Annotated in this window: 9 protein-coding genes; 2 read left to right on the plus strand and 7 right to left on the minus strand. The window is 54.5% G+C overall.

The window, feature by feature from the left end; all coding sequences use genetic code 11:
- Positions 1-451 precede the first annotated feature (451 nt).
- From tyrS to CQ018_RS09920, 5 genes are all read right to left on the minus strand, one after another.
- Positions 452-1768: a tyrosine--tRNA ligase gene (gene tyrS, locus CQ018_RS09890; RefSeq protein ID WP_105549848.1), complete on the minus strand. Its 1317-nt coding sequence runs from the start codon at positions 1766-1768 to the stop codon at positions 452-454.
- 1839 nt (positions 1769-3607) lie between these two features.
- Entirely contained in the window at positions 3608-3793 is a 186-nt protein-coding gene (locus CQ018_RS09900) for a CsbD family protein (RefSeq protein ID WP_105549850.1), read from the minus strand.
- Between the two features lie 945 nt (positions 3794-4738).
- Positions 4739-7021, minus strand: coding sequence for a UvrD-helicase domain-containing protein (locus tag CQ018_RS09910; RefSeq protein WP_105549852.1), 2283 nt, complete (start codon positions 7019-7021; stop codon positions 4739-4741).
- 92 nt (positions 7022-7113) lie between these two features.
- Complete coding sequence (locus CQ018_RS09915) at positions 7114-7620, minus strand: adenine phosphoribosyltransferase (RefSeq protein WP_105550110.1); 507 nt, start codon at positions 7618-7620, stop codon at positions 7114-7116.
- 39 nt (positions 7621-7659) lie between these two features.
- Positions 7660-8307, minus strand: a complete 648-nt coding sequence (locus tag CQ018_RS09920; RefSeq protein ID WP_105549853.1) for a DNA-3-methyladenine glycosylase — start codon at positions 8305-8307, stop codon at positions 7660-7662.
- 1137 nt (positions 8308-9444) lie between these two features.
- On the opposite strand from CQ018_RS09920, the gene CQ018_RS09925 reads away from it, so the two are divergent.
- Together CQ018_RS09925 and CQ018_RS09930 are read left to right on the plus strand one after the other, a co-directional pair.
- On the plus strand, positions 9445-10476 hold the full coding sequence (locus CQ018_RS09925; protein WP_105549854.1) for a hypothetical protein: 1032 nt from the start codon (positions 9445-9447) through the stop codon (positions 10474-10476).
- Between the two features lie 99 nt (positions 10477-10575).
- Positions 10576-11118 (plus strand): hypothetical protein, encoded by a 543-nt coding sequence (locus tag CQ018_RS09930; protein ID WP_105549855.1) that lies wholly within the window; start codon positions 10576-10578, stop codon positions 11116-11118.
- A gap of 111 nt (positions 11119-11229) precedes the next feature.
- On the opposite strand, the gene CQ018_RS09935 is transcribed toward CQ018_RS09930, so the two are convergent.
- Complete coding sequence (locus CQ018_RS09935; RefSeq protein WP_105549856.1) at positions 11230-11754, minus strand: hypothetical protein; 525 nt, start codon at positions 11752-11754, stop codon at positions 11230-11232.
- 58 nt (positions 11755-11812) lie between these two features.
- A complete protein-coding gene (locus CQ018_RS09940; RefSeq protein WP_105549857.1) occupies positions 11813-12550 on the minus strand; it encodes a maleylpyruvate isomerase family mycothiol-dependent enzyme in 738 nt (245 codons plus the stop codon).
- Positions 12551-12640 lie beyond the last annotated feature (90 nt).

Raw genomic sequence — 12640 nt, forward strand, 5'->3', positions numbered from 1 at the left:
AAATAAATTGGTATCAACAAACTTGGCACACTATTGAGTTCTCAAACAACAGACGCATCCAACATCCACGACCCGGACTTACAATTCCCGCCGGCGCTTCGCTCTGGAGCAACGTTCAATACAATATTACTTCTTTATTACTTTGTCAAATCATCTTATTTCGATGATTCTCAAACTTGAAGTAATGAAAATCTTTTCGTCTTTGCGGCTTAGGGTTTTTTGTTTTCCCTTGGCCGCGGCGACTTAGAAAACAATACACAGCTTTTACCTTCTCGGCAAATCGTCGGTTTCCTAGTAAAAAACCCTCGAAAAGCCCTGAATCCTAAGGACTCATCTCCAGAAGAGCATTTAAAGCAGAAGAACCGGAGCGGCGAACCTGCTGTGTTTTACAGCACTCCCCCACCCCGGTTCTTCTTCACCTGCACTACCGCGCAGGTGAGAGACCTATTAGTTAGGCAACTTCGACAACGGCCAGGTTCTTCTTACCTCGGCGTACCAATAGGTAACGGCCATGGAGAAGAGCATCCTTAGCGATAACCGCATCAAGATCCGAGTACTTGACGTTATTGATGTAGGCACCACCTTCACCAACGGTGCGGCGCGCTTCGGACTTGCTCTTGGAAAGACCCGAGGCAACAAGCACCGAAACAATGTCCAGCTCTTCGCCCTCAAATACGGTGCTCTGCAATTCCTGAGTCGCTGCTCGCAACGTTGCTTCATCCATTTCGGAGAGTTCACCCTGACCGAACAGTGCAGCCGACGCGGCAATTACCTTTTCGGTTGCGTCTACACCGTGCACCAGGGAAGTCACCAGGTAGGCAAGTTCCTTCTGCGCCTTACGAGCGAATGGACGCTCGGCAATCTCTTTTTCAAGTTCCGAGATCTCTTCACGAGTCAGGAACGTGAAAATCTTCAGACGCGCAGCAACATCCGCGTCAGCGGTGTTCAGCCAGAACTGGTAGAAGGTGTATGGGGAGCACATCTCCGCATCCAACCAAATGGCGTTGCCTTCGGACTTGCCGAACTTGGTGCCATCGGAGTTGGTGATCAGCGGGGTTCCGTACGCGTAAGCGCTCGTGCCCTCAACCTTGCGGATCAGATCGGTACCGCTGGTGAGGTTACCCCACTGGTCCGAGCCGCCGGTCTGTAGGGTGCAACCGTAAAGCTTATGCAGCTGCAGGTAGTCGTAACCCTGCAGTACCTGGTAGCTGAACTCGGTGTAGCTAATGCCCTCATCCGAGTTCAGACGGGTGGCAACGGTTTCCTTCTTGATCATGGTGCCGACGCGGAAGTACTTTCCGACCTCGCGCAGGAAGTCGATGGCGCTAAGCGGTTCGGTCCAGTCGAGATTATTGACCATGCGCGCTGCATTATCACCCTCGAAGGAGAGGAAGCGGGCAACCTGCAGCTGCAGCTTGCCAACCCACTCGGCAACTGTTTCCTTGGTGTTCAGTACGCGTTCGGCGGTTTCGCGCGGATCGCCGATCAAACCGGTTGAACCACCAACAAGGCCCAACGGTTTGTGACCTGCAAGCTGAAGGCGTCGCATATTCAGCAACTGGACAAGGTTACCCAGATGTAATGAAGGGGCAGTGGGGTCGAAACCGCAGTAATAGGTAACGATCTCCTCGGAGAGGACCCTTTCCAGCTCGGTTTCGTCCGTGGATACGTGGACCAGGCCACGCCACTTCAGTTCCTGCCAGATGTTTTCGAAGGATGGATCATTACTTTGTCCCGCCAATGCAGGATTCTGCTCAATTTCAGACATGCTATGAATGGCCGATTTTCTCTTGTGGTTCTGCCCTTAGTTTACGCGGATCTCTACATTCCAGCGACACTCACGAGGTCGCGAGGTGTAGCCGTCGGTGTAGCCATCCACATAGACGGGATTACGCGCACCGAGTCATGAATACCTGACTTATGCGCACACTAAGACTATCTGCCGAAGCTATAGAATCTCCACTCGGCATTACTCCCCCAGTGTTGATTGCCGATAACGCAGTCGCATGGAAAGAAAACGAATGAATTCTGTGTGGGGTTGGCTCGGATCATGTGTACCCAATCCGAGAGGTCAAGCACCATTCGCACAAATGAAAACACCTAACGAGGATTCACGAAAAACATCGTCATTGGGCAGGATATAAAGAGCTCAAGTTCACCAAGAAGCTTCAGCTACCGAGTCGATGCTGGACCAAAGGAAACGGTACTTGCCATGTTTGAAGCCGGAACAAAGCTCACGACAACATCGGCTGTCATCACAAACATGCGGATCTTCGAATTCGACCGAAACAACAAGGGCACCCTCTAGACGAACCTTGCAGAACTAGACCGCTAGCAGCACATCCACTCGCAGTCGGCGCTAAACGTAAACCTTAGCGTAGCTGGCTCTGGATCTCTGAAGTACAAATCCTTCGACAGCAAGGATTCAACTGCCGACTAGATTTCTTTTATCCAAGTCGTCTCTGGGCTTTTGGGCGTCGCACCGCCTGCGCCTGTCTCTCCACCCGCAAGCCGGTTCAAGACAAAGGTGAAGCGCCCGAAGCTGATAGGCCATTGGCCGCGTGCTACTTGTCGCTTTCGATGATCGTACGGTTATCACCAAGGCCGGAACTTGGACTTCAATGAGAACCGGCGCGTTTTAGGGGCAGACAGCTTTGGATTTCAAGACATTACGTGCCTCGAATACAACTCGGGAATGTCGATCGGTGTCATTGAAGTCCTAACGCCAAGCTACTCCGGGCGAATAACCAAGACTTTTAGAAGGGAACGTTGATCTCTACCAACTCAAACTCTGGAAACCCTGCCATGCAGAGTAATACTCTGCCGCTTTCAAAGTTGGAATATCAGACCTATTCAAGGAAGTTTGGTGGGCTTCGGAAGCGTATATCGGATTCCAAGAAGCAGCGAGTTGCTGGTCCGCAGGTTGGAATCAAGTCGATTGCTTCCCAGATTTTAGAACTGAAGGAGCTAAATGGTTTTTTTGGGGGGGGGTATCACGGGTCGAGAGTTTGCCTCAGCAAAAGCTAAGCTGATTGGCTGAATATCACAGCTTTTGTGCAATAAAAAGGGAGCCCCTGAACCGTTCGATTCCTGGGCATTTTGGTGCAGGCTAGTTTCATTTTATGTTCTTTTTTACCTCGCTCGTATTTTTTCGTATGGGCCGTGTGGAGATTCAGTGGACTGCATCGGGTAAGCCCTTGCGGGTGCAGCTAGGTGGTCATGTGCGGACTGTAATTGTGGAACCCGCGAGCTGGTTTGATCGGGTGGCGTGGCGGGAGACAGCGCGCACACTACAAAGGATTGATACGCGGATCTGACAAGTGCAAGTCGCCCTCGGACACGGAATGTTGAGCCGGTGATGTGGGAATTAGTTGAGCCTCCACAATCTGGCGGGTGGAGTGTGCGGATGTAAAGCAAGACGCCGCTAAACGGCGCCCGGCCCCGGGCGAGGCGTCGAGGGTCAAGCCTCAAATACGCGGCTCCCACCGAGGGGAGCCAGTTATTGAGTTGTCCCAGCAATCTACTCTCGGAAACCACAAAAGTTCAAAGGCACAAAAGTGAGCCTCACTCGGGCGAAAGAGTGAGGCTCACTTTTTGTTGCTATTTGCTATTTGCCGGTGATGTCTTTGGCAGCATCTTTGACATCTTCGCCGACCTGCTTAGCTTTAGCAGCAGCCTGGTCTTTGTGCCCGTCGGCCTTCATCTCTGCATTGTGCGTCGCTTCGCCAATGCCTTCCTTGACCTTGCCGACCATTTCTTGAGCTTTGTTGCTGATCTTGTCTCCGAGGCCCATAGGGTTTCCTTTCGATGATCTTGCGTACGTTCCTCACGCTAACCGTTTTTCCTGTGTGGAAGCTGGGTAAATCTTTGCGCGATTTAGCGACGATCAATACACTCTCAATGCGACTCTCGTTTAGGAAGCTACCCCTCAATAAGGCTCAGAAACGAACGCGTGGTCCGGCCTGGTCTCTGACTTCACTTTTGGCTTGGGGGGTGCGCGAGGAATCAGCACTCTTCGAATGCCCCAGGATCAACGAGAGGCAAGATTTGCAGACGGTTGGGGTCCACCAGCATAAAAATACGTGATAAGGAATTTATCCGCCTGTCGATAGTGGCAAGATCACATCTTTACTTAATGCTGGATAGCGCTCGGGCCCAGCGTGCTCTGCAAATTGTGAACTTTTAGGGGGCTCCGGCACGAAGTCCTTTCAGTTGTCAGCCCAGAGCATTCCATCAGGGCAGTAATTGCCATACTTTAGTGACACAAAAAGCGCCCCCATGTGCTCCGATAAGGGGCCCTTGGGGCGCATTTGTGTGACCGTGTGGTTCGGCCTTTGGTCGGACCGGGGTGATGATCCGTCTGGCAGTTTTGGGATCTGCCAGCGCTACCAAGTAAACCTGCTAAAGGTTAAGATCTGGCCAGCTTAAGCTCAACAGATGGCTATCTTCTGCTCGGGGTGCGTGGTGTCCGCTTCGTGCAGTAGATGCTCCGACGCATCAAGATCAAGAGTGCTATCGGGAATGCTTTCACCATCGCGCCCTCGCTGGATACCGCTCAATTTCAGACACCCTACTAAATTAGCAGTCTTGGCGACCGATTTCCCTCTCGATACGCACATAGCCCCCCCGAAGAGGTGTTTTGGGTTCTTTTGTGCGCAACAAATGACTTAGGCACCGAGCACACGATTCAATTCGTGTGCTCGGTGCCTAACGGTCTATCTAGGGATTTTCTGCTTGCTTAAGACTCGATGCCCGCCGGGATTACTCCTTCGGCAAGGATCCGCAGACGTTGGGTGGTCCGTGTCATCGCTACATAGAGATCGCCAACACTGCCTTCAACCTCATCGATAAGTTCTTGGGGTTCAAGCACCACAACAACATCGAATTCAAGTCCCTTGGATTCGCGGGCTCCGAGCACCACAATGTCCTGGCTCAGTCCACCGGAACCGGTTCCCACACGGCGACCAAATTGTTCGACCACCGATGCCCGAACTTCGCGCAGGCGAGACTCGGGAACAATGACCGCAAGCAAACCACCATCGGCTATTGCAACCTCACCGGGCAGCACCTGCCGTAATTTGCTCAGCAGCATGCCCGGCTCAAGGCGATCAACAAGTGGTGGCCATTGGCCATCACGCACTGCCTTGGGGGTAGAAATTTTCAATCCCGCTGCGTGGGCAACCCGGGTTGCTGCCTCCGCGATCTGGGTTGGGGTGCGGTAGTTGACAGTGAGTTCTTCAAGTTTGAAGCGCTGCTGCACGAACGGACGCATTGCCTGTTCCCAACTATTGGCACCCGAAGCCGAGGAGGTCTGGGCAATATCGCCAACAACAGTGAAGGACTTCAGCGGACAGCGACGCATCAGCAAACGCCATTGCATTGGCGAAAGTTCCTGTGCCTCATCGACTACAACATGGCCATACGCCCACGAGCGATCCGCCATGGCGCGTTCGGCAGCTGTCTGCCGCGCTTCGGTTTCTTGGTTCATTGCAGCCAGGTCTTCGGCCTCAACAAGTCCATCCATACCGGCGTTGAAGAGCATCTCATTGACGTTGCGCAAGGTGGCCTCGGCATTTTCAACATCGCGTTTCAGCTGAGCCTCGGCACCGGCGCTCTTATTGCTCACGGCTTGGAATTCGCCTAAGAGCTCGGCCGCCTCATCAAGCAATGGAACATCGGCCTCGGTCCACGGCGAACCCGGGGCACGGTACATTGCCGCAAGCTCGGATTCTTTGAGCTGCGGTGCAGCTGCCGCCAAAAGGTGTGGCTTGGCATAGAGCTCTTCGAGCAACGATTGCGGTGTCATCGGCATCCAACACAGGTTCAAGGCAATGCGCACATCGCGTGATTCGCGAACTTCCTGGACCAGGTAGCTGCGGTCCACGGCATTACCGTTACCCGATGACTCTTCAAGCTTTTCCTGTAGTTGCTCGGCAAGTTCCCGCACCAGGGTTTTGACGAATATGTCGCGACCCTCGTTGTGTGGTTTGTGGGCCGAGCGCGCCCGTTCCCGTGCGTGGCGGACCTGACCGCGAGTCAGGGTAAGCCGGGTTCCCTCGACCACCAGGCGGCGGTCTTCGGCCAAAAGACGTTGGCGGTTGGAGATTGCCTTGGAAATCACCTTGGCCATGAAGGATTTGCCCTTGATGCGGGCAGTTTCGCGGTTATGTTCGGCAATGGCCCGAATTCCCGGGTAGAGCTCCCCCACGGAGGACATGACGACACCGGTTTCACCAAGCGATGGCAAGACGCGCTCGATGTACCGCATAAATGAAGAGGATGGGCCGACCAACAGCACTCCGGCGCTCTTGAGCCGCTCACGGTGTTCATAGAGCAAAAAAGCCGCGCGGTGCAGGGCTACAGCGGTTTTGCCGGTACCCGGTCCACCCTGGACGACAAGTACACCGGCAAGCGGTGCACGAATGATGCGGTCCTGTTCGGCCTGAATGGTGCCAACAATGTCGCCCATGCGTCCGGTGCGCTTCTGGGTCAGCGCCGCCATGAGCGCGCCCTCGCCCTGGTGGGTGTCTTCCTCGGCAAAGAGATCTGTATCTAGTACCTCGTCATCGATGCCCAAGACCGTGCGGCCGCGCAACATCAGGTGGCGGCGGCGGCGCACCCCCTGACGATGCAGCGCGGTGGCCTGGTAGAACGCGGCGGCTTCCGGAGCACGCCAGTCAACCATCAGGCGGGTCAGCTCATCATCTGTCATACCGATGCGGCCAATATAGCGCGGGGCACCTGGTTCTTCACCGGCCCGGTTGAGGTTCTCGTCCAAATCCAGACGGCCAAAGACCAGGCGGTCTTCAACTGCATTAAGCTGAGCCAAACGGTCCTCATAGAGGGCCGCAAAGGAGTCACGCTCTGAAACGTTTTGCAAGGTGCCCTGTGCACCAGAGGCCCGGGTACGGGTCAGCTGGTCTAGCTTTTCGGCGCGCAACTCGTCAAGGCGGGAATAAAGCATTGCAACGTAGTCGCGTTCGGCTTCAAGTTCCCGGTGGACGGTTGTGGACTCTGGCATTCAGCACTCCTGATGGAACGGTTTTTATGGACAGATTAGTTTACTGCCTTAGTGACAACGCATTTGACGCCTACGCGTCAAACAGAAGGTGACTAGACCAGTTGTAGCGAATGAACCTTGTGCTCGGCGAGCTTCTTTCGTCCGCCAAGCTCATCAAGTTCAAGGACCACGCCAATGCCGGCAATTTTTGCACCGGCGATTTCCAGCAGGCGCACAGCGGATCCGACGGTTCCACCGGTGGCAAGCACATCATCGAGGATCAAAACTCGAGTACCCGGGGCAATATCGTCACGGTGGATTTCTAGCACACCGGTTCCATATTCGAGGGTGTACTCGTCGCGGTGTACGGCGCGTGGCAATTTGCCGGCCTTACGGATCGTGATCATTCCGGTGCCAGTTGCGTAAGCTGCTGCGGCGGCCAAAACAAAGCCGCGGGCTTCAAGACCGGCAATGACATCGAAGGTGCCAGCAAACGGTGCAATGACCTCGTCAACTATGCGGCGCAGGCCCTGCGCATCGGCAAAGACCGGGGTTAGATCCTTGAAGGAAATTCCTTCACTTGGATAGTCGGGAACGATTTCGCTGAGGCGATCGAGCATTTCGGCAATGGTTTCGGGTGCTGAATTCACCCATACAGTCTAGTCCCGTTCGGCACGAGGTTTACGCGGTGCCGCACGACGGTATTTTGAGACGCTTGGTTCCCCGACCAACCAGTAACGATAGGGGTAGGCCTCGGTGCCTCCGATCCCTGCGACTCCGGTGCGCGGACCTGTGGAATGCGGCAGCGGTGTTGTTGCTAAATGTTCTAAGCCCAGGCTGTCCCCCGGGCCTTGGGCAACACCCTTCCGATAGCTGGCACCGTTGAGTTCAAGGGTGAGTCCAAGACCTTGGGCCAGCCGAGCCGGACCACTGAGCAATAGGTGTTTGGGTGTCAGGGGTTGGGAACGGCGCGCACGGACAATCTCTTCACCAATGATTACCTCACCTGCGCGCATCAAGGCCGCGGAGGCTATCCCGTTGTGGCCGCAGACCACGTTGGCGCAATGATGCATTCCGTAGGTGAAGTAAATATAGGCGGTACCCGGTGGACCAAAAAGTGCTGCATTGCGCTTGGTTTTGCCGCGATACGCATGGGAGCCGGGATCTTGGGCACCAGCGTACGCCTCAACCTCGGTAATCCTTATAACCACCAATTGTTCGTCTATATAACTTGAGACGTGTGCGCCGAGCAAATGCGGGGCAAACTCAGTGGGACTTAGCCCCAAGATCTCCTCACGTTCACCCATCGCTTTTACTCCTTAGATCTGGATCTCGAGTCCTACTCTCAGTTTTCAACCAAGGGCTTGGCTAAGCAAGCTCATCGAATAAAACACCCAGCTTGCAGGTTGAACGTGCTTGACCGCGGTGGATCACTTCCTAGTTAAGCTGAGAATATTTCGACTGATCCGCATCGATAATTGAGTTGCCACGCATCGTTCCATAAGATTTCCCGTTGTCTTAGTTTCAAGGAATCAGGATCAATATTCTTATTTCCGGCTCAATTTCCATGATGTTGAACAGCCAACTTCCCAGGACAGCTCAAGGTAGTATTCCATGCCCCGCCGGTGAGCCCCACGAGGGCTTCTGCGAAAACGTGACTCATGATTCACCGATATTCGGATTGGGAATTTCCGCTACGGCAAACGTTTTAGCGATCACATCAAACACTTCGTCAGAGGCCCATAACTGTTAGTGAGAAACTGTCACGCAGTCTCAACGTACTGGCAGCTCACGTGTGTAACGGGATCCCACCAACAGCTCGAGGATGTTCTTGCTCTCGGCAAGCTTGATGGAAACGTCCGCGGGGGGTAGCGCCATAATTATCGAGTTCTGCCATGAACCTCGAGACGACGCCGTCAAAGATAATATTTGCGAAAATATCTGTGCATTCGCCGTTTTAGCCTTCGATATGAGTGGCGTTGAGGCTACTGGAGAAGGACAAACGTGGTCCCGCCGGGGCTGGTGTGGTTCAAGATCATGGTGCCCCGCCCGTATCTGCATGTCCCCGAACTGGTTTGCACAGGAATCGCTTGAGCAGTGCTCATGCCGAAAATTTCACGGCGCGAATTCTTCAGCGAACGGATCGGAGCCCCGGGTATCGCGTCCAACGATGGAGCAGGGAAACTGCCCTCGACGACTGATGGTGTGTGTCGAGATTGCTAAGAATCTGCACGCTTGGGGCAATGCCTGCTTCCTAGTGTGCGAATCGGCGTCGTTAATTCTGAGCTTTTTACTCCCTTCTCTTTCAGCGGAGGTAACCGAATGTTTCCTGCCACAGCACTAAACCTTGGCTAGCTGTTAACTTTAAGCGGTTAGAATACTGTCGCGGTAGTGAGGCATCACTACTAGTCAAGTAATCATTTCAACGACTCTGTAGGAAATTCATGAGATTCTTCAAGCGTAATCGCGATGCATATAACGATAAGGCTCGTGCCAAGGTCATCGCCCAACGAGGTATGCGTCTGGCTACCGATCAAGAAACCTTTGGCGAGTATGCAGAACTGCGTGATTACGTCTCCACGCTCGCGGCAACCGGCAAGCTTGAAGAATTCGATGCGATCTACAACCAGGCGTGGGAATCCAAGGCGCGCATCCCCGACGGCCGGCCGGTCTATTCAATGATCATTTCCTGGGTCACCAGCATCCATGTGCCAGCAGAGCTTGAGCAGATGCAAGATTATCTGAATCCTTTTGCCGACCGCTACCGTACAGCACCTTCCCCGATTACCGGCGCCCTGTACGCTCAGGCGCTGCAATTTCTTGCCGGGCTTGAACGCGGTGCTGCTTGGGCTCATCAGACCTCCCCGTCGCAGTGGGCAGGATTCGTAACGGCTATCAGCTCGGCGCAGGTGGTTCTTGATGAGACTCGAGAAGCAGCTCAAGAATCCTATATTTGGCATGAGGTGGCCTACGAGTTCTCGCTCTTCACCGATGGAGGCCGCGCGGGTCTTGATGAGGCCATGGAACGCGCTTGGCGACTGGATCGCAACAACCTCTCCTTGATTGCGTTGCACATGCAGTATCTGCTTCCACGCTGGGCGGGTGAAAACGAACAGGACGCCGATCAATTCGCCCGGCAGGCTGCCTCGCTAACGGCCGAGGAATTCGGTGCCGGGGCTTACGCTGTGGCATACCTGAACCTAGCAAATTACCCGCAAGTGGATGCCGAGGACACTGCTGCCGATCCAACCCTGGTGTATCGCGGTTTCATTGACATGATGGAGCGTTTCGGGTGTGTACGCACCCATAACGACTTTGCCAGAACTATGTCTTGGCTAGACCAAGAACAAGTCGTCAAAGATATTTTCGACGGCGGGCTAACCATTATCGATCATGGAAGCTGGCAGGGAGACTCCCCCGAGGAATCCCTGGAGTTAGCGGTGCGTGCCTACATGTATGCCAATGAGAATGCCTAGCCTGGTTTCGTTGGATACGCCGTGAAATACCGCGCTTACCACTGATATTAAGCACGAGTCACCGCCCTCTATTTGAGTTCCATCAGCTTGGAAGTTTCTGTGGAAACCTCCCAGAAGCACTACTTCGATGACGCGGATGAAGCGCTGTCGCCTGAAACCAGTCGTCCCAACTTCGTAAAGCTCGCACCAGTTTTTTCTATGACCCCGGAGACGAGCTTGCACCCTTTGAGCGATGACGGGCATGACACGCTGCGTGGACTTGAAGAGTGGTTCTCCGAGCACGGCGGTACCGCTGTGGCGACCGACTATCTCGAAGCACTGCTTACCGGGTGGGCTCCAAAGATTCCTGCCCGCGCGTGGGGTCTTGATGCTCCAAAGCTCATCGCGTGGCATAGTAAATCAGAAATGAACGAGGTGTTTCTGGCTTCCGAAGCTCGTACGCGTCTGGCCACGGCACTGGGAGAACTAAAAATAACCGGCAGCATTTCGCCGGCGGGGCTTGCCGAGGGCAGAAAAGGCCTGAATGCCTTACGGCCAGTGCCGCAGATACCTCGCGGTACCCGGCACTGGCCGTATCGAGACGAAGTTCCAAGTGCACTGGCGGATATCGGGAACGTTCTGGATTCCGCACCTATCGGCTAGCCCGGCGCACGGCGGTTCATGCCTTTCGTCCAAGCCTTGCTGCTTTTTATGAGCGTGCAAGGCTTGGACGAAAAGCCATCACCCAGGGCTGGTCTGAATTTGCTCAAGGAGCTAGGCGTACGGCCAGCTTCTTGCGAGCTCCGGATTGAAAGCTTCCAACCGCCGTAGAAATTCACCGTGCAGTGCCTCTTCATCGGCTTCGTCCTCGTCGAGCCGATCTTCGAGCGTTGCCCATGCATCGGCGATCGGCACCAGATCCTGGAGCGTGATTCCAAGGTTTACCACCATGGGGTAAACGGTATCCGGCTCCATGCCGTCATGATTTAGAAAGACCATCGTGGAATCTGCCCCATCAATCGCCCACGCATCCCCGCTCCCGGAGAACGCGACAATTGTATAGGGAGCCTCTGGGCCCAGAACATCGGCAAACATGGTCTTGGCAAAGCCACTGATTGAATCCAAGTTCCAGGCAACGTCAGCACCCTGTTCCCTGCCATCAAGAAAATGCAAGAGTTCCAGCCCCGGCTCTCCCACGAGGGAAGTTAGTTGCATCGTTTCTTGTTCCGAGAGCACGGTAGGTTGCACATAACGTGGCAGTTTTTCCACGTCTTTGAGCACGTCTTCAAGATTGCGCATCGTGGTCCTTCGAACAGCAGTATTTATGGATGAGCCGTGAAGCGATTCAAGCTTCTCTTTAACGTTCCCGCTTGAACTTTACGAACCATGGTTCAAGGGCCGGCAGTGCGCTGCCATCTCCACCGGATGTGGCCTGTACCGGACCGAGTGGTTCACGTCCTGCCAACCAGGCTGCTAGATCAAAGGCGGTACCGCTGAGCACCGTTGCGTCGTCACCGTCACCCAGAATGATCCGCTGGGAACCATGCGGTTGCAAAATGTAGCGGAGGCCGGCCGGAACACGTGTTTCCAACGCGACGAAGAGGTGTTCGCAGAACTCCGGATCCCAATCGGAAACCGAGTAACCTAGGGCAAGATCCGAGGTGTGAATGACAAGTTCACGCCAGATCGCGTAAAGGAGGTCTTCAACGGTGCCGTTGCCCCGGAACCCGGTGGATAATGTCCAGTCTTCGGTGCGGATCCCCTCAATGCTGGTTTCAAGTGCGTTCAGGGCTTCGGAGGTACGTTGCACCAATGCCTCGATACGCATCATCGAGGTCAGTTCGATTTCGTCGTGACGCCGGTCCATGCCACCGTCGTACATTTCGAAGGGTTCTTCCGCCCCAGCTGTGTCGAGCTGGCGTGTTGCTGCGCGGGAGAAGCCATCGATATGCGCGATCACATGAGCGCGATCCCAACCGGGTAAGACACTTGGTGCTTTGCTGCCGACTTCATCGACGGCGGCCATTACTCTACGAAGGGTGCCCAGTGCCGCAAGCAGCTTGGCTGTTAGCTCGGATTGTGTCAGCTCAGTCATGGAAAACACACTAGCCGCACAACGCCAATAAAACGCAAAGGACAGGTACCTCGGCGGTTCCCGGTGGGTCGCAAGCCAAGTTCTTTTATC

The sequence above is a fragment of the Arthrobacter sp. MYb227 genome (assembly GCF_002975435.1).
Lineage (GTDB): Bacteria > Actinomycetota > Actinomycetes > Actinomycetales > Micrococcaceae > Paeniglutamicibacter.